The sequence below is a fragment of the Chthonobacter rhizosphaerae genome, from assembly GCF_013839525.1.
Lineage (GTDB): Bacteria > Pseudomonadota > Alphaproteobacteria > Rhizobiales > Pleomorphomonadaceae > Chthonobacter > Chthonobacter rhizosphaerae.
Window position 1 is genome coordinate 421,563 of sequence record NZ_JACDIS010000003.1, and the last position, 20,518, is coordinate 442,080.

Annotated in this window: 16 protein-coding genes; 11 read left to right on the plus strand and 5 right to left on the minus strand. The window is 70.3% G+C overall.

Features of this window, described 5'->3' with window-relative positions; translation table 11 throughout:
* The first annotated feature begins 58 nt into the window (after positions 1-58).
* Positions 59-1,444, plus strand: a complete 1,386-nt coding sequence (locus HND91_RS08140; protein ID WP_181706044.1) for an aspartate aminotransferase family protein — start codon at positions 59-61, stop codon at positions 1,442-1,444.
* 23 nt (positions 1,445-1,467) lie between these two features.
* Here HND91_RS08140 and HND91_RS08145 read toward each other — a convergent pair whose 3' ends face one another.
* The gene (locus tag HND91_RS08145) at positions 1,468-2,481 is read right to left on the minus strand and encodes a PDDEXK nuclease domain-containing protein (RefSeq protein ID WP_181706045.1); all 1,014 of its coding nucleotides are present in this window, start codon (positions 2,479-2,481) and stop codon (positions 1,468-1,470) included.
* A gap of 98 nt (positions 2,482-2,579) precedes the next feature.
* Here HND91_RS08145 and HND91_RS08150 point away from each other — a divergent pair, with 98 nt between their 5' ends.
* A complete protein-coding gene (locus HND91_RS08150) occupies positions 2,580-3,875 on the plus strand; it encodes an NAD(P)/FAD-dependent oxidoreductase (RefSeq protein WP_246329352.1) in 1,296 nt (431 codons plus the stop codon).
* A gap of 20 nt (positions 3,876-3,895) precedes the next feature.
* On the opposite strand, the gene HND91_RS08155 is transcribed toward HND91_RS08150, so the two are convergent.
* On the minus strand, positions 3,896-4,438 hold the full coding sequence (locus HND91_RS08155; protein ID WP_181706046.1) for a BLUF domain-containing protein: 543 nt from the start codon (positions 4,436-4,438) through the stop codon (positions 3,896-3,898).
* Between the two features lie 307 nt (positions 4,439-4,745).
* Between HND91_RS08155 and HND91_RS08160 the strand changes: the two genes are divergently transcribed.
* The 4 genes from HND91_RS08160 to HND91_RS08175 all read left to right on the plus strand — a co-directional run bounded on the left by HND91_RS08160 (position 4,746) and on the right by HND91_RS08175 (position 8,102).
* Entirely contained in the window at positions 4,746-5,048 is a 303-nt protein-coding gene (locus tag HND91_RS08160; protein ID WP_246329353.1) for a DUF2849 domain-containing protein, read from the plus strand.
* Between the two features lie 108 nt (positions 5,049-5,156).
* Positions 5,157-6,812, plus strand: coding sequence for a nitrite/sulfite reductase (locus HND91_RS08165; RefSeq protein ID WP_181706048.1), 1,656 nt, complete (start codon positions 5,157-5,159; stop codon positions 6,810-6,812).
* Positions 6,802-7,560: a phosphoadenylyl-sulfate reductase gene (locus tag HND91_RS08170; protein WP_181706049.1), complete on the plus strand. Its 759-nt coding sequence runs from the start codon at positions 6,802-6,804 to the stop codon at positions 7,558-7,560. The genes HND91_RS08165 and HND91_RS08170 overlap by 11 nt, the downstream gene beginning before the upstream one ends.
* A 5-nt stretch (positions 7,561-7,565) precedes the next feature.
* The gene (locus tag HND91_RS08175) at positions 7,566-8,102 is read left to right on the plus strand and encodes a DUF934 domain-containing protein (RefSeq protein ID WP_181706050.1); all 537 of its coding nucleotides are present in this window, start codon (positions 7,566-7,568) and stop codon (positions 8,100-8,102) included.
* A gap of 251 nt (positions 8,103-8,353) precedes the next feature.
* On the opposite strand, the gene HND91_RS08180 is transcribed toward HND91_RS08175, so the two are convergent.
* Positions 8,354-8,638: a hypothetical protein gene (locus HND91_RS08180; protein WP_181706051.1), complete on the minus strand. Its 285-nt coding sequence runs from the start codon at positions 8,636-8,638 to the stop codon at positions 8,354-8,356.
* A 140-nt stretch (positions 8,639-8,778) separates the two neighbouring features.
* Positions 8,779-9,369: a DUF2585 domain-containing protein gene (locus HND91_RS08185; protein ID WP_181706052.1), complete on the minus strand. Its 591-nt coding sequence runs from the start codon at positions 9,367-9,369 to the stop codon at positions 8,779-8,781.
* A gap of 252 nt (positions 9,370-9,621) precedes the next feature.
* Here HND91_RS08185 and HND91_RS08190 point away from each other — a divergent pair, with 252 nt between their 5' ends.
* From HND91_RS08190 to HND91_RS08200, 3 genes are all read left to right on the plus strand, one after another.
* The gene (locus HND91_RS08190) at positions 9,622-10,911 is read left to right on the plus strand and encodes an efflux RND transporter periplasmic adaptor subunit (protein WP_181706053.1); all 1,290 of its coding nucleotides are present in this window, start codon (positions 9,622-9,624) and stop codon (positions 10,909-10,911) included.
* 15 nt (positions 10,912-10,926) lie between these two features.
* Positions 10,927-14,121, plus strand: coding sequence for an efflux RND transporter permease subunit (locus tag HND91_RS08195; protein ID WP_181706054.1), 3,195 nt, complete (start codon positions 10,927-10,929; stop codon positions 14,119-14,121).
* Between the two features lie 353 nt (positions 14,122-14,474).
* On the plus strand, positions 14,475-16,121 hold the full coding sequence (locus HND91_RS08200; protein WP_181706055.1) for a Na/Pi cotransporter family protein: 1,647 nt from the start codon (positions 14,475-14,477) through the stop codon (positions 16,119-16,121).
* 34 nt (positions 16,122-16,155) lie between these two features.
* Here the strand turns inward: HND91_RS08200 and HND91_RS08205 are convergent, their stop codons facing one another.
* The gene (locus HND91_RS08205) at positions 16,156-17,457 is read right to left on the minus strand and encodes an ROK family protein (protein ID WP_181706056.1); all 1,302 of its coding nucleotides are present in this window, start codon (positions 17,455-17,457) and stop codon (positions 16,156-16,158) included.
* Positions 17,458-17,856: 399 nt separating this feature from the next.
* On the opposite strand from HND91_RS08205, the gene xylF reads away from it, so the two are divergent.
* The gene (gene xylF / locus HND91_RS08210; RefSeq protein ID WP_181706057.1) at positions 17,857-18,903 is read left to right on the plus strand and encodes a D-xylose ABC transporter substrate-binding protein; all 1,047 of its coding nucleotides are present in this window, start codon (positions 17,857-17,859) and stop codon (positions 18,901-18,903) included.
* 277 nt (positions 18,904-19,180) lie between these two features.
* Complete coding sequence (locus tag HND91_RS08215; protein ID WP_181706058.1) at positions 19,181-20,500, plus strand: sugar ABC transporter permease; 1,320 nt, start codon at positions 19,181-19,183, stop codon at positions 20,498-20,500.
* The last annotated feature ends 18 nt before the right edge of the window (positions 20,501-20,518 follow it).

The window sequence follows — 20,518 nt, forward strand, 5'->3', positions numbered from 1 at the left end:
CGCTTCCTACTGCCTACTGCCTATTGCCTACTGCCTCACCTGCTCAGGAACCCCCACCATGACCGTCTCAAACAAATACCCCACCGCCCACTACCGCGCTCTCGACGCGGCGCATCACCTGCATCCGTTCTCGGATACGCGCGCCCTGAATGCCGAGGGCACGCGGGTGATCGTCAAGGGCGAGGGCGTTTGGCTGACGGATTCGGAGGGCAACCGGATCCTCGACGGCATGGCGGGGCTCTGGTGCGTGAACATCGGCCATGGGCGGCCGGAGATCGCCGAGGCGGTCAATCGCCAGATGGCCGAGATCTCCTACTACAACACCTTCTTCAAGACGACGCACCCGCCGGCGGTGGACCTCGCCGCCCTCCTGCAGTCGGTCGCGCCGGCGCAGTTCAACCGGGTGTTCTTCACCGGGTCGGGCTCGGAGAGCAACGACACCGTCGTCCGCATGGTGCGCACCTACTGGGCCACCCTCGGCAAGCCGGACAAGCAGATCATCATCGCCCGGCGGAACGCCTACCACGGCTCCACCATGGCGGGCGCGTCGCTCGGCGGCATGAAGCCCATGCACGCCCAAGGCGGCCTGCCGATCCCCGGCATCCACCACATCGCCCAGCCCTACTGGTTCGACGAGGGCGGCGAGATGAGCCCGGACGACTTCGGCGTCTGGGCCGCGGAGGAACTCGGCCGCGCCATCGACGCCCTCGGCGAGGACAAGGTCGCGGCCTTCATCGCCGAGCCGATCCAGGGCGCCGGCGGCGTCATCATCCCGCCCCGCACCTACTGGCCGACGGTCGCCCGCATCCTGAAGGAGCGCGACATCCTGTTCGTCTCCGACGAGGTGATCTGCGGTTTCGGCCGGCTCGGCCGGTGGTTCGGGTCGGAGCATTTCGGCACCGAGCCGGACCTGATGCCGATCGCCAAGGGCCTCTCGTCCGGCTACCTGCCCATCGGCGGCGTCATGGTGTCGGACAAGGTCGCCCACGTGCTGGAGGAGACCGGCGACTTCAACCACGGCTTCACCTACTCCGGCCACCCGGTCGCCTGCGCGGCCGCCATCGCCAACCTGACGATCATCAGGGACGAGAAGCTGGTGGAGCGCGTCGCCGACGACATTGGCCCCTACCTGCAGGCGAAGTGGCGGGCGCTCGCCGATCATCCGCTCGTCGGGGAGGCCCGCATGGAGGGCCTGATGGGCGCGCTCGAACTCGTGCCCGACAAGCGCTCCCGCCGCCGCTTCGAGGGCGACGGCAAGGTCGGCCTCCTCTGCCGCGACATCTCCTTCCGCAACAATCTCGTCATGCGGGCGACGCGCGACTCCATGATCATCTCCCCGCCCCTCGTCCTCAGCCACGACGAGGCCGACGAACTCATCCGCCTCGCCACCCTGACGCTCGACCAGACGCACGCGGAGCTGAAGCGCCAGGGGTTGATGGGGTGACCCGGCGCGGCCGGGGGGCGTTGTCACGGGCCCGTGTCGAGCCCCGCCTCCAGGTCGGTCGGGCTCGGCAGAACACGCGCGATGTCGGACGGAAGGACCGTGTAGGCGGAGACGGCGATCGGCTTGCTGACATGACGAAGCGCATACTCCACGACAAGCCCGGTCTTGCTCCGGCAGAGGATCAATCCGATGCTCGGGCGGTCGCCTTCGGTCATCAAGTGGTCGTCCACGGCGGCGAGATAGAATCCCATCTTGCCGATGAATTCCGGCTCGAACTCGCCGATCTTAAGGTCCACGACCACGTGGCAGTGCAACTTCGTGTGGTAGAAGAGAAGATCGAGATAGTAGTCGCGTCCCGCCACGGTCAGTCGGTACTGGCTCCCCAGGAAGGCAAATCCCGTCCCAAGCTCCAGGAGCAGGTTGCGGATGCGGTTCACCAGGGCCGCTTCCAGGTCCCGCTCCCGGCCTTCCGCGGCGAGGTCGACGAAATCGAGAATGTAGGGATCCTTGAACAGTCCGGCCGCGGCGATCGCCTGCCCCGGCTCCAAGGTGGAGACGAAATTTTCCGTCGCCCTGCCCTGCCGCTCGTGGAGCCGGGTCTCGATTTGATGGACGAGCACGTCACGGGTCCAACCATGGGCGTTGGCGGCCTGCGCATACCAAAGCCGCGCGTCCGGCGCCTCCAGCTTGTCCAGAAGGGCGATGTTCACGGACCAGGGCAGTCGTGCAAGGATGCCTTGCACGATTGTCCGATCCGGCCAGACCTCGGCAAACCGGCGCATGTATTTCAGATTCCGGGGCGAGAAGCCCTTTGCGTCTGGAAAGGCTTCCTTCAGGTCCACCGAAAGTCGATCGATGACTCGGGCGCCCCAGCCGAGATCGCGCTGGCGGTCCAGGATGTCGCGTCCGATCCGCCAGTAGATGAAGCTCATTTCCGCGTTGATGGCCAGAACGGCGCGGGTCCGTGCCTGCCGGATGGCGTCCTTCAGGTCGCTGAGCCAGTCTCCGTACTCCGGCGGGACAGGGTTCGACGGCATGAAGGCTCCTCTGCGGTCGTTTATCTTCGCCAGTGTAGACCGTCGGTCCATGCCGTCCAGGTGACAAGCGGCTACCACACGCACCATCGGGTTGTGCCATGACCCCCACCGCCTTCATGCCCCCGCTCGGCCGCGCGCCGCACGCGCCGTCCTGGTATGCGGCGACCGCCGGCGCGCTGCCCTCCCATGCGCCGCTGAAGGGCGCGCGGCGGGCGGACGTGTGCGTCATCGGCGGCGGCTACACGGGGCTTTCGGCGGCGCTCACCCTGGCGAAGGCCGGCTACGACGTGGTGGTCCTGGAGGCCAACAAGGTCGGCTGGGGCGCGTCCGGCCGCAACGGCGGCCAGATCCACACCGGCCAGCGGCGCGATCCGGACTGGCTCGCCGGCCGCCTCGGCGAGCCCGCCGCCCGCCGGCTCCTCGCCCTCGCGGACGAGGCCTGGCACTTCCAGCGCGCGCTCATCCGCGATCACGCCATGGAGGTCGACCTCGCCGACGGCCTCATTCACGGCATCCACAAGCCGCGTTGGGTGGAGGACGCCCGGCGCGAGGCGGACCATCTGACGACGAAGTGGGGGCTCGGCCCGATCCGCTTCCTCGACAAGGCCGAGACCGCCGAGAAACTCGGCACCGAGGTCTATCACGCCGGCACGCTCGACCCGAAGAGCGGGCACCTGCATCCGCTGAAGTTCGCCCTCGGCATCGCCCGGGCCGCTGCGGCCGCCGGCGCCACGATCTTCGAGGACAGCCGCGCCCTTTCCGTGCGCCATGGCGCCAAGGTGGAGGTGACGACCCCGGACGGCGTCGTGACCGCCGACACCCTGGTCCTCGCCGGCAACGGCTATCTCGGCGGTCTCGATCCGGAAACCGACGCCCGGGTGATGCCGCTCAACAACTTCATCCTCGCCACCGCGCCGCTGCCGGAGGACCTGATCCCCGGCAACGAGGCGGCGAGCGACACCCGGTTCGTGGTCTACTACTGGCGGCAGACCCCGGACCGGCGGCTCCTGTTCGGCGGCGGCGAGACCTTCACGCCGAAATTCCCGAAGGACATCAGGCGTTTCGTCACCCGGCACATGACCGCCATCTATCCGCGGCTGAAGGCGGTGCCGATCGACTACGGCTGGGGCGGCACGCTCGGCCTCACGGTGAACCGGCTGCCCTATGTGCGCCGGCCGAAGCCGAACGTCTGGGTGGCGGCGGGCTATTCCGGCCAGGGCGTCATGCTGGCGCCCTTCGCCGGGCACATCCTCGCCGAGGCCATCCGCGGCCAGACCGAGCGGTTCGACGCGTTCGCCGACATTCCCTGCCCGCCCTTTCCGGGCGGCACGCTGATGCGCTGGCCCACCCTGGTCGCCGCCATGAGCTGGTTCGCGCTCCGCGACCGGATCTGACCGGCGGGCGGCGCGCGCCGTCAGCGCGCCACGGTCTCCAGCGGCTTGCGCGGCTCCTGGGAGCCGCCGGCGAACACGGTCGTGACCTTGATGACCTCGCCATGCTCCGTCGCGCTCGTCGGGTGCCGGGCGAGTTGCCCGGCTTCCAGCCTGGACAGGGCATCCAGGAGGGCGAACAGGCTGTCCGCCGACATGCGGCCCGGATCGAGCCCCTGGGTGAGGCCGAAGCGCAGGTAGAGCCGATCGACCGTTTCCGAATGGCCGGCGTAGACCGACGTCCAGTCGTCGAACCGGCGTTCATCGATTTCGCCCGCCGAGAGCACGGTCAGGTTGGCGGCGCGCTTGTCCCGGGCGATCCGCATCAGGAGGGATGAGAGCCGGCGCCGGTCGCCCTCGATCACGCCGACGAAATACTGGTCGTTGAAGGCCAGCACGCCGGTGATGCCGGCCGCCGGGTTGTTCTTCTGTCCGGACAGGACGATCGCCTTCAGCTCCTTGGCGAGCGGCAGCCCGAGGTCGCGGATCTTGTTCTCCGAGTAGTAGACCAGCCGGTGAAGGTACATGACCGTCTTCCTCGCAGTCTTTAGTCAGATGCTAGGCGACCGCGGTGAACCGCGCCTGAAATCTTTCGATCGATTTGGAACGATCGGGCGATTTTGTTGCCGACGGCATCGACCGGACCCACCCGAGGGCCGTCCCGGGCCGTCGGGCGCCGGTTTATTCTTTTGCCCGGCTCGGGCGGGGCGAAAAGCGTTTTCGTCGGCTTCGCGAGATTTAGAATGTGCGACGCCGCAATTTTTTGCCGCATCGCTTATCTGTCCTTCTCACGCCATGACAGGCGCGCCATCAGGACGGACAAAGCCGAACGCCATGCCGCAGATCGTGACCGCCAATTCGCTCATCGAGGGAGACGTGGTCTTCCGCACGGCCGACGGCGGCTGGGTCCGGGACATCGACGCCGCCGGCGTGCTCGCCGACAAGGCGGCGGCCGAGGCCGCCCACGCGGCCGCCCTCCAGGACGTGAAGGCCGCCAAGGTTGTCGACGTCGCCCTGATCGACGTGACCGCCGAGGCCGGCAAGGTGGTGCCGGTGAAGCTGCGCGAACGCATCCGCGCCTTCGGCCCCACGGTCAAGTCCGATCACCGGGCGGACCTGAAGCCCTTCACCGCCTGAAGCTTTTCGCCGCCTGAAGCCCTCTGCCGCCTGAAGCTCTTCGCCATCTGAACGTCGCATCCTCCGCAGGCCCGCTCCGCACGACCGCGTTTCTTTCCGGGATCCACCATGTATCGCTACGACGAGTTCGACGCCGCCTTCGTGCATGAGCGCGTGGCCCAGTTCTCCGACCAGGTGGTCCGCCGCGTCGCCGGGGACATGACCGAGGAGGAGTTCCGGCCGCACCGGCTGATGAACGGCCTCTACCTGCAGCTCCACGCCTACATGCTGCGCGTCGCGATCCCCTACGGCACGCTCTCGTCCCGGCAGCTGCGCAAGCTCGGCCGCATCGCGCGCGTCTACGACAAGGGCTTCGGCCATTTCACCACGCGCCAGAACATCCAGTACAACTGGCCCGCCCTGAAGGACATCCCGGCCATCCTCGGCGAGCTCGCCGAGGTCGAGATGCACGCCATCCAGACCTCGGGCAACTGCATCCGCAACGTCACCGCCGACCACTTCGCCGGCGCCGCCCGCGACGAGGTGGCGGACCCGCGCCCCTACGCGGAGATCCTGCGCCAGTGGTCGAGCATCCACCCGGAATTCTCCTTCCTGCCGCGCAAGTTCAAGATCGCCGTCACCGGCGCCGCCCACGACCGGGCGGCCATCCGGGTGCATGACATCGGCCTGGAGGTGCGCCGGAACGAGGCGGGCGAGATCGGCTTCCGGGTGCTCGTCGGCGGCGGCCAGGGCCGCACGCCCATGCTGGCGCGCGAGGTCAACGCCTTCGTGCCGGAGAAGGACCTCCTCGCCTACATTGACGCGATCATGCGCGTCTACAACCTCTACGGGCGACGCGACAACAAGTACAAGGCGCGCATCAAGATCCTCGTCCACGAGACCGGGCTCGACGAGCTGAAGCGCCAGATCGAGGCCGAGTTCGAGGCCATCAAGGACGGCGTGCTCACCCTGCCGGCCGACGAGGTCGAGCGGATCGAGGCCTATTTCGCCCCGCCGGTCTTCCCCGAGCGGCCGGCCGCGAGCGCGTCCTTCGAGGCGGCCCGCGCCGCCGACCGGGAGTTCGACCGCTTCGCCCGGGTGAACCTCCACCCGCACAAGACGCCCGGCTACACCTCGCTCACCATCTCGCTGAAGCCCATCGGCGGCATTCCGGGCGACGCCTCGGCCGACCAGATGGACGTGGTGGCCGACCTCGCCGAGCGCTACGCCTTCGACGAGATCCGCGTCAGCCACGAGCAGAACCTCGTCTTCCCGCACGTCGCCCTCGACGACGTTCACGCGGTCTGGTCCGTCCTCAAGGAGCACGGGCTCGCCACCGCCAACGCGGGCCTCGTGACCGACATCATCGCCTGCCCGGGCCTCGACTACTGCGCCCTCGCCAACGCCCGCTCCATCCCGGTGGCGAGCCGCATCTCCGAACGCCTCGGCGACCCGGACCGGCAGGAGGCGATCGGCCCCCTGTCGATCAAGATCTCCGGCTGCATCAACGCCTGCGGCCATCACCACGTGGGCCACATCGGCATCCTCGGCGTCGACAAGAAGGGGGTGGAGGTCTACCAGCTCACCCTCGGCGGCAGCCCGGACGAGACCGCCGCCATCGGCGAGATCGTCGGCCCGGGCTTCGACAGCGACCAGATCGTGGACGCCGTCGAGACGGTCGTGGACACCTATCTCAAGCTGCGCTCCTCCCCGGACGAGACCTTCCTCGCCGCCTATCGCCGCGTGGGCGAGGCACCCTTCAAGGAGGCGCTCTATGGCGCTTGACGCACTCGACATCGGCGCGGGACACGCGTCGGACGCCCTCAAGGCGGAGGCCCGCTCGCTGGCGGCCCGCGCCGAGGGCATGACCGCGGAGGAGATCCTCCGGCTCGCCCGCGACCACTTCGGCGGCGGCCTCGCGCTCGTCTCCAGCTTCGGCGCCGACAGCGCCGTGCTCCTCCACATGGTCTCGGAGATCGACAAGGCGACGCCGGTGATCTTCATCGACACCGGCAAGCTCTTCGGCGAGACGCTCCGCCACCGCGACGCCCTCGTGGCCCGGCTCGGCCTCACGGACGTGCGCTCGGTGAAGCCCCAGCCGGCCCGCCTCCAGGAGGTGGACCCGGAGGGCACGCTCTGGTACCGCGACACGGACGCCTGCTGCGCGGTCCGCAAGGTGGAGCCGCTCGCCCTTTCGCTCACCGGCTTCGACTGCTGGATCACCGGCCGCAAGCGCCACCAGGCCGAGACGCGCGCGAACCTCGCCATCTTCGAGGCCGACGGCGACAAGCTGAAGGTGAACCCGCTCGCCGGCTGGACCTCCAAGGACGTGGAGGCCTACCGGGTCGCCCACGACCTGCCGGCCCATCCGCTGGTGGCGGACGGCTACAAGTCGATCGGCTGCATGCCCTGCACCGACCGGGTCGCCGAGGGCGAGGACGAGCGCGCCGGCCGCTGGCGCGGCAAGGCCAAGACGGAATGCGGCATCCATCTCGGCCTCGCCGGCCGTGAAGCCTTCGGCAGCGGGATCTGACGGACATGACCATCCAGGCCACCACCATCGACACCACGCCCGCCGACGTGTTCCGCGCCGGCCATTTCGTGCCGGACGACTGGCGCCGCCTCGCCGACGACGAGATCGTCCCGGCGGACGGCCGGGTGTTCCTGTCCGTCGGCCGCTTCCTGAAGGAGGCCGAGGCCGGCACCCTCGGCAACAAGACCGTCGGCGTCCTGGTGGAGCCCGCCGACCGGGTCTCGTCCCTGGTGCCGCACCTCGACCGCCTGTCGGCGATCGCGATCGACTTCCCGAAGTTCGCCGACGGCCGCGGCTTCAGCCATGCGGCGCTCCTGAAGCGCCACGGCTTCGCGGGCGAGATCCGGGCGGTCGGCAACATCCTGATCGATCAGATCACGCACCTGAAGCGCGTCGGCTTCACCGCCTTCGAGGTCACCCACGCGGTCACGCGCCGCTATCTGGTGGAAGGCCGCGACCCCGCGCCGAAGCACTACTACCAGCCCGGCGCCGGCGACGAGATCCCCGCCGGCACCCGCCCCTGGGCCCGCAAGCCCGCCTGAGGGCCGGTCGGCCTTTCCGAAGCGTGCCGCTCATCCGAATCCTTCCCCTCAGGGGAAGGTGGCGCGAAGCGCCGGAAGGGGTCGTCCTTGTTCGGTATCGCCTGATGTGCCGGCGCGTCTTCTGATTGAAAACGCGCGATCGAACGGGAAAAGCGACCCCTCCCCAGGCCCGACCCTCCCGTCACGGGAGGGCTATGGGGCGCTCGCGGCAATCGGCCTTTGGTGAAAGCCGGCGCCGCCCACCCCTCCCCTCACGTCCCGTCCCCGCGCACGAACTTGAAGAACCGGCTGGTCGAGCCGTCCTTGGTCTTCTCCTGGTAGAGGAACTGCAGGCCGGACTCGTCGAACTTCTCGAAGAACTCGTCCCAGGAGATCTCGTCCAGCTTGCTGTCGTCGCCCCGGCCCGGGAAGTCGATCCTGAGGATGCCGGCGTCGTCCTTCTCGTGCGTCGCCTTGACGGACGCCGGCCGGCCGCCGCGCTCCTCGGTCCACTTGCGGATCGTGTCGTGGTCGGTGGTGGTCTTGGCTTCGGACATGGGTACGCCTCCGGTGAACGAGCCCCCGCCGCCCTCGCGGTGAAGAACAGCCCACCCCCAGGGATGGTTCGCCGCCGCCCATGGCCAGCGCCCTCCCGGTTCGATCGCGCTGCCCCCGCCGCCCAGGCGACCCGCCCTCCTCAAGCCCCGCCCTGCCACGCCCGGATCGCCTCCACGGGCCAGAGCAGCATGATGACGTTGAGGGTCAGGTTGTCCCGGATCATCCAGCCCACGAAGAGCTCGGCCGCCACGGCCAGCGCCACGGTCGCCCACACCGGCAGGCGGGAGGCGAGCCAGAAGCCCACCGCCATCGCGCCGATGTCCGCCACCGAGTTGAGGATGCTGTCGCCCACATAGTCGAGCGCGATGGTCTGGCTCCTGTAGCGCTCGATGATGGCGGGCGAGTTCTCCACCAGTTCCCACGCCGCCTCGATCGCCACCGCGATGGCGAGCCGCGCGCCCATCGGCAGCCGCCGGGCCGCCAGCCACGTCAGGCCGTAGAACAGGAAGCCGTGGATCACGTGGCTCGGCGTGTACCAGTCGCCGAGGTGCTGCGAGGTGTCCGAGCTCATCACCTCGCCCACCCAGAGCTTCACCGTGCCGCAGGTGCAGATCGGCTCCCGACCCATGGCGAACAGGATGGCGGCGGTCAGCGCCGTGAGTCCGATCGCCACCGCGGCCCAGAAACCCGGCCGTCCTCCGCCCTTTGCCGTCCTGTCCGCCGCCGTCATCGCCGCCCCCTTTGCGGATCTAATACATAAGCAATCATCTATGTCTCACGTCGATTTGAACCGCTCCAGCGGCCGTTCGCCGCCGGTGATACAGTCCCTTACACTTTCCGAGGTTTTCGATCGGGCAAGCGATACAATATCCAGGGACCAATCGTGCGCTGCCGTCGATCCGGCGGCCCCCGCCCGCGCGTAGACACGCGACGCGTACCCTGGTGCGTAACCCGCGACCCGCAAGTTGAGGACGTTCTCTCCATGGCAGCCTGGAAACAGGGTCTCATCGTCATCGCCCTCGCCGTCGCGGCACTCGCCGGCTGGGCCTGGTTCGACCCGTCCGCCCGCGACAGGCTCGCCGCCTACGGCGTCCCCGAGGCTCTCCTGCCCGCCCCGGCCGAGACCGCCGGCGCCGCGCCCGGCGAGGCGCCTGCCGGCCAGGCCGCCCCCGGCCGCCAGGCCGGCGGCGGCGGCGGACGGCCCGCAGCGGGCGGACCCGGAGCCGGGGGGCCCGGCGGCCGCGGTCCCGGCGGTCCGTCCCCGGTCACCACCGGGGCCGCCACGCAGGCCGTCACCAACGACCGGGTGTCGGCCATCGGCACCGCCGAGGCGGACCGCACCGTCACGGTCTTCCCCCGCACCGCCGGCATGGTGGACGAGATCCTGTTCCGCCCGGGCGAACGGGTCGCCGCCGGCGCGGTCCTCGTCCGCCTCGACGACGACGCCGAGCGCATCGCCATGGAGCGCGCGCAGGTCACCCTCGCCGACGCCCGCGCCAAGGCGGAGCGCTACGAGCGGCTCGCCGCCAACAACTCCATCTCGTCCGTGGAGCGCGACGCCGCCCGGTCGGAGCTCGCGTCCGCCGAGCTCGCGATCCGGGAGGCGCGGCTTGCGCTGGAACGGCGCGAGGTGAAGGCGCCCTTCGCCGGCGTCGTCGGCCTCACGGACGTGGAGGTGGGCGACATGGTCTCGGGCACCACCGCCATCGCGACCGTGGACGACCGCTCCGTCCTCAAGGTCGAGTTCCGCATCCCGGAGGCCTACGCCGCCCGGGTCGCCCTCGGCGACACCGCGAGCGCCGTCACCCCGTCCCGGCCCGGCAAGACCTTCGAGGGCACCGTGTCGGCCCTCGGCAGCCGGGTGGAGGCGGACAGCCGCACGCTCGTGGTGCAGGCCCGGCTCGACAACGCGGACGACGAGCTCCGCCCCGGCATGTCCTTCCTGGTCACCCTGCAGTTCAGTGGCGACACCCGCGTGGCGGTGCCCGCCCTCGCGGTCCAATGGGACCGGGACGGCTCCTACGTGTGGCGGGTCGCCGAGAGCAAGGTCAGCCGGGTCGGCGTCACCATCCTGGAGCGCACCGCCGACATGGTGCTGATCGACGGCGAGCTCGTGGTCGGCGACACGGTGGTGGTGGAGGGCGTCCAGCGCCTGCGCCCCGGCGCCACTGTGGCCGACGCGGGCGCCGCCCCGGCCGGCATCGAGGCCGTTCCGGCCGGCGTCCCCACCTCCGGCACGGGCGCGACCGCCGCGCCCGCCCGCCGCTCCTGACGGAAAGACCCGCGCATGTCCGCCCACGGCACCGACACGCCGGCCCCGAGCCGGGCCTCCGCCTTCACGGCGCTCTTCGTCCAGCGTCCGGTGCTGGCGCTCGTCATCAACCTGCTGGTGATCGTGGCCGGCCTCGCGGCGCTCAACGGCATCGAGATCCGCGAACTGCCGGACGTGGATCGCCCGGTCGTCACCGTCACGGTCGACTATTCCGGCGCCTCGCCCGAGACGGTGGACAGCGAGATCACCGCCGAGGTGGAGAGCGCCGCCTCCCGGGTGTCCGGGGTCGCGTCCATCTCCGGCCAGTCCCAGTTCGGCCGCAGCCGCGTCACCGTGGAATTCCTTGACAGCGTGGACCTCAACGTCGCCGCCAACGACCTGCGCGACGCGGTCTCGCGCATCCGCAACAGTCTTCCGGACGATGTTGACGAGCCGCAGATCGTCAAGGCGGACGCGGACGGCGACGCCATCATGCGCGTCTCGGTCATGTCCGACACCATGACCATCGAGCAGCTCACCACGCTCGTGACCGAGCGCATCGAGGACCGGATCGCCTCCGTCAACGGCGTCGCCGACGTGCAGATCTTCGGCGACCGGGAGGCCATCTTCCGCATCGACGTGGACCAGGCCGCCCTGGCGGCCCGCGGCCTCACCATCGGCGACCTGTCCGAGGCGCTCGGAACGGTCACGTTCGACGCTCCCGCCGGCTCGCTGCAGAACCAGAACCAGAGCCTCGTGGTCCGGGCCGACGCCCGGCTGGTGAAGCCGGAGGAGATCGGCAACCTCCTGCTCAACCCCACCACCCGCGTGCGGGACGTGGCCGAGGTCACCCTCGGGCCGGACCTGCGCACCTCGCAATTGCGCGTCAACGGCCGGGTCGGCGTCGGCCTCGGCATCGTCCGGGCCGCCCAGTCCAACACCATCGAGATCTCCACCGGCGTGCGCGCCGCCGTGGAGGAGCTCCGCCCCACCCTGCCGGAGGGCGTGGACCTGCGCGTCACGTCCGACGACGCGCTCTTCATCCAGGGCGCGCTTCACGAGGTGGAGATCGCCCTCGGCCTCGGCGTCGCCATCGTGGTGGCGGTTATCTGGCTCTTCCTCGCCGACTGGCGCGCCACCCTCATCCCCACGCTCACCATCCCGGTGTCGCTCATCGGCACGCTGGCGGCCATGTGGCTCGTGGGCTTCTCCATCAACATCCTCACCCTGCTCGCGCTGGTGCTCGCCACCGGCCTCGTGGTGGACGACGCCATCGTGGTGCTGGAGAACATCGTGCGCCGCCGCGCCATGGGCATGAAGCCCCGCGCCGCCGCCGTCCTCGGCACCACCGAGGTGTTCTTCGCCGTGCTCGCCACCACGGCGACGCTGGCCGCCGTGTTCGTGCCCATCTCCTTCCTGCCCGGCACCGCCGGCGGCCTCTTCCGCGAGTTCGGCTTCGTGCTCGCCATCTCGGTCGGCATCTCGTCCGTCACGGCGCTCACCTTCGGCCCCATGCTGGCGGCCAAGCTCCTGCCGGACATCAGCGAGCGGCCGGAGCGCCGGTCGCTCGCCGGCCGCGTCCTCGACGCCGTCGGCGGCGTGCTGGCGCGCCTCTACATGGGAATCCTCAGGGCCTGCCTTGCGGCCCCCATGGTGGTGGTGGCGGTCTCGCTCGCCTTCGGCTTCGCCGCCTGGGTGGCCTTCCAGGCCCTGCCGCAGGAGCTCACCCCCCGCGAGGACCGGGGCGTCGTCCTGATGAGCGTGTCCGCCCCCCAGGGCGTCTCCATCGACTACACCGGCCGGCAGATGGACCGCATCAACGCCATCCTGCAGACCTACCTGGAGAACGGCGAGGGCGCGGCCGTCTTCTCCATCGCCGGGCGAGGCGGCAACGTGAACTCGGGCTTCGTCGTCCTCACGCTCACCGACTGGGCCGAGCGCGAGCGCAGCCAGCAGGAGATCGCGAACGAGATCAACGGCCGCGTCGGCCGCATCCCCGGCGTGCGCGCCTTCGCGATCAACCCGAACAGCCTCGGCATCCGCGGCGGCGGCCAGGGCCTGCGCTTCGCCGTGCTCGGTCCCGACTACGGCGGCCTCGCCGAAGCGTCCGACAGGCTGATCGCCGCCATGGAGGAGCGGCCGGAGTTCCGCGGCGTGCGCCTCGACTACCAGACCACCCAGCCGCAGCTGTCCGTCGAGATCGACCGCGACCGCGCCCAGGATCTCGGCGTTTCGATCGAGGGCCTCGGCGTGGCCCTCCAGGCGGTGCTGGACGGGCGCGAGATCGCCGAGGTCACCGCCGGCGACCGGTCCATCCCGGTCAAGCTGCTCGCCACCCGCTCGCCGCTCAACGACCCGAAGGACCTGGAGAACGTCTTCGTGCGCACCGGCGACGGCCGCATGGTGCCGATCTCGGCCATCGCCTCCATCCGCGAGGAGGCGGTGGCGCCGTCGCTCGCCCGCGAGGGCCAGCAGCGCGCGGTGCCGATCACCAGCGAGCTCGGCGAGGGCACAGCCCTCCAGGGCGCCCTGGAAACCGTGCGGGAGATCGCCGCCGAGGTGCTGCCCGAGGGCTACCGGATCGAGCCGCTCGGCGAAGCCGCCACCCTGGAGGAAACGTCCGGCGGCCTCGCGCTCACCTTCGGCTTCGCCATCGTGGTCATCCTCCTGGTGCTCGCCGCCCAGTTCGAGAGCTTCGTCGCGGCGCTCATCATCATCGCCACCGTGCCGTTCGGCCTCGCGGCCGCCGTGTTCGCCATTCTGCTCACCGGCGGCACGCTCAACCTCTACAGCCAGATCGGTCTCGTCATGCTGGTCGGCATCATGGCCAAGAACGGCATCCTGATCGTGGAGTTCGCCAACCAGCTGCGCGACGAGGGCTATGCGGTTCGCCGGGCCATCGAGGAGGCCTGCCGCATCCGCCTCCGGCCCGTCATGATGACCATGATCGCCACCATCGTGGGCGCCGTTCCGCTGGTGCTGGCCTTCGGGGCGGGCGCGGAGGCGCGCGTCGCCCTCGGCTGGGTGCTGGTCGGCGGCCTCGGCTTCGCCACCGTGTTCACCCTCTTCCTCACCCCCGTCGTCTACCTCCTCCTCGCCGGCTTCACCAAGCCCCGCACCGCCGAGGAAGCCCGCCTCGCCCGCGAGCTCCGCGAGGCCGAAGCGATCCGCCTCATCGAGGAGGACGACACCCCCCGCCACGACTCCCCCACCCCGTCCCCAGCCGAATGAGTGGCGACGCCGTGGCGAGGGGACCTTTCGCTGAGCGGATCGGAACTCCGCGCCGGAGCCGACCCGGACTGCCCCTGAAGGGGACGTGTTTTCCGTGCCGGAAAGCCTCCCCGCACCTGCTCGGGCGGCCGCTGACCCTCCCCCTCTTTCCACCCGTCCAACCGTCATGGTCGGCTTCAGGCCGACCACCCACGCATTCCCCGGCAACCTCCGCCGGCGCACCACCGGCACCCGCCGAAACACTCCACCCCCCACCTCCGTCCGCCCCGGGAACATTCGGCCGCGCCCACGCTTTTTCCTTTACCAGCTAAGCAATAATCGGCCGCTTCCGCGCGGCGCGCACGAGCGTTCCCATGTCCGGCCCTTCGGTTCTCCTCGATCTTCTCGGCGGCGTCGCCCTCCTGGTGTTCGCGACGCGCATGGTGAAGGCCGGCATCCTCGGGGCGTTCGAGCCGGCGCTTCGGGGTCTCCTGCGGCGCGCCGGCGGCAACCGGATCAGCGCCCTTCTCGGCGGCGTCGGGGCGGCCGCGGCCCTGCAGAGCTCCACCGCCGCGGCGCTCCTCACCGTGTCCTTCGCCGAGCGCGGCCTGCTCACCGTGGCGGCGGGCCTTGCGGTCATGCTCGGGGCCGACATCGGCTCAACGCTCGTCGTCCAGGCGCTCTCGGTCGATCTCACCGCCCTTGTGCCCGTCCTCCTCCTCGCCGGCGTGCTCCTCCTCGGCGGCCGGGCGGAAAAGACCCGGCAGGTCGGCCGGATCGCGGTCGGGCTCGGCCTCCTCATCCTGGCGCTCCGCCTGGTGATCGGGGCGTCCCTGCCGCTGCGCGAAAGCCCGGCGCTCGACGCCGTCCTCGCCGCCGTCGCCGGCGAGCCGCTGGTCGGGCTCCTCCTCGCGGCCGGCCTCACCTGGCTCGTCCATTCCAGCGTGGCGGTGATCCTGCTCGTCATGTCGCTAGCCGCCACGGGCGTCCTCGGCGTCGAGCCGGCGCTCGCGCTCGTGCTCGGGGCCAACGTCGGGTCCGGCTTCATCCCGCTCATGCTGTCGCTGAAGGCCGCCCCGCAGGTCCGCCGCATCCTCGTCGGCAACCTCGCCTTCCGGGCGCTCGGGGCGGCGCTCGCCCTTGCGGCCCTGCCGCTCGCGACGCCTCACCTCGGCCATCTCGGCGCCGATCCCGCCCGCGTGGTCGCCAACGCCCACACGGGCTTCAACCTGGCGCTCGCGCTTCTCTTCCTGCCGTTCACCGGCGTCGCGGCCCGGCTGCTCGCCCTCGCGCTGCCGGCCCCGGCCGCGCCGCCCTCGCCCGCCCGTCCGGTGCACCTCGCCGACGACGCGCTCGACCGTCCCGGCCGCGCGCTCGGCGCCGCCACCCGCGAGGTGATGCGGCTCGCCGACCTGGTGGAGGCCATGCTGCGCGACGCCATCCTGGCGTTCGAGGCCGAGCCGCGCCTCTCCACCGCCGACATCGCCCGGCGCGACAACGACGTGGACGCCCTCCAGGAGGAGATCAAGCTCTACCTCGCCCGGCTCATGCGTCAGCCGCTCGACGAGGCGGACGCGCGCCGGTGCTTCGACCTCATCGTGTTCACCACCAACCTGGAGCACGTGGGCGACATCATCGACAAGGGCCTGATGCTGCTCGCCGAGAAGAAGAGCCGCCAGCACCTCGCCTTCTCGGAGACCGGCTGGCGCGAGATCCAGGCGCTGCACCGGCTGGTGCTCGACCAGCTGCGGCTCGCCGTGACGGTCTTCGTCACCCAGGACGAGGCCATGGCCCGCGACCTCGTCGCCCACAAGGACGAGATCCGCACCCTGGAGCGCCAGGCGATCCAGAGCCACCTCACCCGCCTGCGCGATGGCACGCCCGCGTCGATCGAATCGAGCTCGGTCCACCTGGACGTCATCCGCGACCTGAAGCGCATCAACGGCCACGTGGCGACGGTCGCCTATCCGATCCTGGAGCGCGCCGGCGTTCTCGCCGGCTCGCGCCTTCGCAGCGTCTGAGCGCCGCCGCCCGTCCGGGGACGCGCCCCCGGCGTCATCCTTCCGCCCGGAAGCGCCGGGCGTTGGACGGGTTGGAGAACACGTCCCGGTCGAGCCGCGCCAGCGCGTCGGCGATGAGGCCGGTGATGATCATGTCCTTCTCGTCCGGAAGGGTCTCGAACACCGTGAACCGCCGCAGGTCCTCCACCAGGGCGTCGTCGATCGCGCGGTTCATGGCCGGCTCGATCAGCGGGAAGGCGCGGGTGGATCCGCCGGTGAAGACGATCCGGCTCGGGTTGACCAGCGCCATCAGCCGGGCGAGCCCGTAGCCGAGCGCCTCGCCGGCCTGCTCGTAGATGGCCCGGATCCGGGCGTCGCCCGCGGCCGCCGCCGCCTCCAGGGCCTTCAGGTCGTCGCGCGACGGGCTGGCGTCGCGCGGGTCTGTGTCCGGCGGCATGCCCTGGGCCTCGCGCCAGATCGCGTAGTCCGCCACGTAGGCCTCGATGCAGCCGTGCCGGCCGCAGCGGCAGAGCGGCCCGTGCGGGATGTGGTTCATGTGGCCGAACTCGGCCGCCGAGCCGTTCGCCCCCGCGTGCAGGTGGCCGCCCACGAAGAGGCCCATGCCGACGCCGTAGTCCACGAAGATCACCGCGAACGTGTCGCCGTAGATCTCCGGGTCCTGGGCGTGCAGCGCCTCGGCGATCATGTTGGCGTCGTTGGAGATCACGCAGGGCACCTCGAACGCGTCCTCCAGCGGCCCCACGAGGCGCACGTCCCGGTCCCGGAAGGCGGGCGACCACATGACGGAGCCGGACACCGCGTCCACGAACCCTTGCGCGGCGATCGACACCTCGGCGATCCGGGCGAGCGGGATCCGGTGGGTGGCCAGGAAGTCGCGGACGAGGCCGATCAGCGTTCTCGGGAAGCTGTCCCGGGTCTCCGCCAGTGTGCGCGGCGTCAGGTTGGCCCGCGCCACGATCACGCCGGTGAAGTCGGCGAGGATGAGCGTCACCTGGTTGATGGCAATCTTGATGCCGAGCACGAGGGCGGCGCGGGAATCGAGCTGCAGGAGGATGCGCGGCCGGCCCCGGCGCACCGGCGTCTCCACGTCCGCCGCCTCGGGGCACTCGGCCGGATCCACCGTCACGGTCTCGATCAGGCCCTCGCCGATCAGGTCGGCCGTGATGGCGGTGATCGTCGCCGGCGACAGGGCCGTCGCGGCGCCGAGATCCACCCGGGCGAGCGGGGTGCGCCGCCGGAGCGCGGAGAGCACGAGGGAGCGATTCTGCCGGCGGACGAGGTCGCTGTCCGCCTTCACCGGGCCGTTCCGATGGCGCTGGGTGGCGGGTTCGCTCATGGCGCCCTCCGCGCCGGGCTCCACGGGCCGTGGGCGGCGCCGCCCGTTCGGCCACGGCCTTGGCGCGCCGCGCACGGGCGCTGCCGGTTGTCCTGCATCGACGTCTACTCCTCCCACGGTGCCGACGCTCGGCTTCCTCGGCCGATCAGGGTATCCTCACACAAACCGCTGCGTCACGGTTCAACGTCGAAACATCCCCGTGTTCGTTCAGCTCCGAACAAATCCATGTTGACACCGGACCCGCTTGTGGTCCACACTTTTTTCGAGCTTCGAATTATAAGCACCGCACAAATTCGAGGTTTACCGTCCGGCTCCCGGGGAGGCGAACCGGATGGGCAACAAGCCGTTCAGTGGGGCTGCCCGCCGTCGTGCGACGGGCCGCCTCGGGAGGAGCAAGAGATGACGCGGATCCTTACCGCGCTCGCCGTCACGTTCGTGTCGGCCACGGCGCTCATTTCGTCTGCGAATGCTCAGGACAAGATCAAGGTCGGCGTGAGCTGGTCCAACTTCCAGGAAGAGCGCTGGAAGACCGACGAGGCCGCCATCAAGAAGGCCCTCGAGGCCGCCGGCGCCGAGTACATCTCGGCCGACGCCCAGTCGTCCGCCGCCAAGCAGCTGACCGACGTGGAAAGCCTGATCAGCCAGGGCGCCACCGCGCTCATCATCCTGGCCCAGGACAGCGACGCCATCGTGCCGGCCGTCGAGAAGGCCCAGAACGAGGGCATCCCGGTCGTCGGCTACGACCGCCTCATCGAGGTGCCGTCGGCCTACTACATCACCTTCGACAACAAGGAAGTGGGCCGCATCCAGGCTCGCGAGATCTTCAAGGTGAAGCCGGAAGGCAACTACGTCTTCATCAAGGGCTCGGCGTCCGACCCGAACGCCGACTTCCTGTTCTCCGGCCAGATGGAAGTCCTCAAGGAGGCGATCGACGCCGGCAAGATCAAGAACGTCGGCGAGGCCTACACCGACGGCTGGCTGCCGGCGAACGCCCAGAAGAACATGGAGCAGTTCCTGACCGCCAACAACAACGCGGTCGACGCGGTCGTCGCCTCGAACGACGGCACCGCCGGCGGCGCCATCGCGGCGCTCGCGGCCCAGGGCCTCGCCGGCTCCGTGCCGGTGTCCGGCCAGGACGCCGACTTCGCGGCCCTCAACCGCGTCGCCCTCGGCACCCAGACCGTGTCGGTCTGGAAGGACAGCCGCGAACTCGGCCAGAAGGCGGCCGAGATCGCCCTCGAGCTCGCCAAGGGCACGGCCATGGACGCCATCCCGGGCGCGGTGAAGTTCTCCGGCGGCCCGAAGGGCGCCGAGATGACCTCCACCTTCCTCACTCCGCAGGCCATCACCAAGGACAACCTCAACGTCGTCATCGACGCCGGCTGGGTGACCAAGGACGTGGTCTGCCAGGGCGTGACGGCCGGCTCGGTCGCGGCCTGCAACTGATCAGGATCGACGGGGCGCGCCTTGTCGGGCGCGCTCCGTCCCTCCCGGCCCGTTCGGGCCACCCTGGCGGCTCGAGCCGGATCGATCGCCTGTCCTGAAGGTCCGTCGCAGCGACGGCCGACCCGATACCTACAAACCCGTCGTCGAGCCGCTTCCGGCAAGCCCGTGTCTGTCGCATGATGCGACGGACCGCCTTCGCGCATCGTCGTGCGGGGCGCGGGTGGCGGTCGAGACGAGAAACGGCCGACAAGAGGCCGACGAGCCCTGGGAGCAGCCCATGAGCGACCAAGCCACGGCGCGCGCCACCGCGCCGAGCGGTTCTCCGCCGCAAGCCAAGACCACCTCCTTCCTGTCCGCCATGGAGGTGGACGTCCGCTTCCTCGGGATGCTCGGCGCCCTCGCCGTCATCTGGATCGGGTTCGATCTCCTCTCGGGCGGCACGTTCCTGACGCCGCGCAACCTCTGGAACCTGTCGGTCCAGACCGCCTCGGTCGCCGTCATGGCCACCGGCATGGTGCTCGTCATCGTCACCCGCAACATCGACCTGTCGGTCGGCTCGGTCCTCGGCGTCACCGGCATGATCATGGCGGTGGTCCAGTCGAGCTATCTCACGCCCATGCTGGGCTTCGACCATCCGCTGGTCTGGATCCTGACGCTGGTGATCGGCATCATGGCCGGCGCCATCATCGGCGGCGCCCAGGGCTATGTGATCGCCTATCTCGGCGTCCCGGCCTTCATCGTCACCCTCGGCGGCCTCCTGGTCTGGCGCGGCGCGGCCTGGTGGGTGGCGAGCGGCAAGACCATTCCGCTCACCGACAACAACTTCAAGCTCATCGGCGGCGGCGCCGAGGGCGCCATCGGGGCCACGTGGAGCTGGGCCATCGCGGCCGTCGCGTGCGTGCTCATCGCCCTCGCGGCCTTCCACGCCCGCCGCCAGCGCCAGCGCTTCCGCTTTCCGCTGAAGCCGGTGTGGGCCGAGGTCTCCACCGTGGCGGTCGGCATCACGGCCGTGGTGGCCGCCACCATGGTGGTGAACAGCTACACCCTGCCGCCGGTGCTCGCCCGCCGCTACGCCGAGGCCAACGCCATCCCGCTGCCGGCGGACGGGTCGGCCCTGTCGATCCCGTTCGGCTACGCGGTCCCGGTGCTCCTCGCCATCGGCATCGGCATCGCGATGACGTTCGTCGCAACCCGCACCCGGTTCGGCCGCTACGTGTTCGCCATCGGCGGCAACCCGGAGGCGGCCGAGCTCGCCGGCATCAACACCCGGCGCGTTACCATGATGATCTTCGCCCTCATGGGCGCGCTCGCGGCCATCGGGGCGGCCATCTCGACCGCCCGCCTCACCTCGGCAACCAACGCCCAGGGCACGCTCGACGAGCTCTACACCATCGCGGCGGCGGTCATCGGCGGCACCTCGCTCGCCGGCGGCGCCGGCACCATCGCGGGCGCCATGCTCGGCGCCCTCGTGATGCAGAGCCTGCAGTCGGGCATGGTGCTCCTCGGCCTCGACACGCCGCTGCAGAACATCGTGGTCGGCATCGTGCTCGTCATCGCGGTCTGGCTCGATACCATGTACCGCAAGCGCATCCGCTGAAGACGGGAGGACAGAACC

Coding starts and splice junctions, on each gene's coding strand:
- HND91_RS08165 (WP_181706048.1), top strand. CDS start 5,157: ATGTATCGCTACGACGAGTTCGACGCCGCCTTCGTGCATGAGCGCGTG.
- HND91_RS08215 (WP_181706058.1), top strand. CDS start 19,181: ATGAGCGACCAAGCCACGGCGCGCGCCACCGCGCCGAGCGGTTCTCCG.
- HND91_RS08150 (WP_246329352.1), top strand. CDS start 2,580: ATGACCCCCACCGCCTTCATGCCCCCGCTCGGCCGCGCGCCGCACGCG.
- HND91_RS08160 (WP_246329353.1), top strand. CDS start 4,746: ATGCCGCAGATCGTGACCGCCAATTCGCTCATCGAGGGAGACGTGGTC.
- HND91_RS08140 (WP_181706044.1), top strand. CDS start 59: ATGACCGTCTCAAACAAATACCCCACCGCCCACTACCGCGCTCTCGAC.
- HND91_RS08205 (WP_181706056.1), bottom strand. CDS start 17,457: ATGAGCGAACCCGCCACCCAGCGCCATCGGAACGGCCCGGTGAAGGCG.
- HND91_RS08200 (WP_181706055.1), top strand. CDS start 14,475: ATGTCCGGCCCTTCGGTTCTCCTCGATCTTCTCGGCGGCGTCGCCCTC.
- HND91_RS08190 (WP_181706053.1), top strand. CDS start 9,622: ATGGCAGCCTGGAAACAGGGTCTCATCGTCATCGCCCTCGCCGTCGCG.
- HND91_RS08170 (WP_181706049.1), top strand. CDS start 6,802: ATGGCGCTTGACGCACTCGACATCGGCGCGGGACACGCGTCGGACGCC.
- HND91_RS08195 (WP_181706054.1), top strand. CDS start 10,927: ATGTCCGCCCACGGCACCGACACGCCGGCCCCGAGCCGGGCCTCCGCC.
- HND91_RS08145 (WP_181706045.1), bottom strand. CDS start 2,481: ATGCCGTCGAACCCTGTCCCGCCGGAGTACGGAGACTGGCTCAGCGAC.
- HND91_RS08180 (WP_181706051.1), bottom strand. CDS start 8,638: ATGTCCGAAGCCAAGACCACCACCGACCACGACACGATCCGCAAGTGG.
- HND91_RS08175 (WP_181706050.1), top strand. CDS start 7,566: ATGACCATCCAGGCCACCACCATCGACACCACGCCCGCCGACGTGTTC.
- xylF (WP_181706057.1), top strand. CDS start 17,857: ATGACGCGGATCCTTACCGCGCTCGCCGTCACGTTCGTGTCGGCCACG.
- HND91_RS08185 (WP_181706052.1), bottom strand. CDS start 9,369: ATGACGGCGGCGGACAGGACGGCAAAGGGCGGAGGACGGCCGGGTTTC.
- HND91_RS08155 (WP_181706046.1), bottom strand. CDS start 4,438: ATGTACCTTCACCGGCTGGTCTACTACTCGGAGAACAAGATCCGCGAC.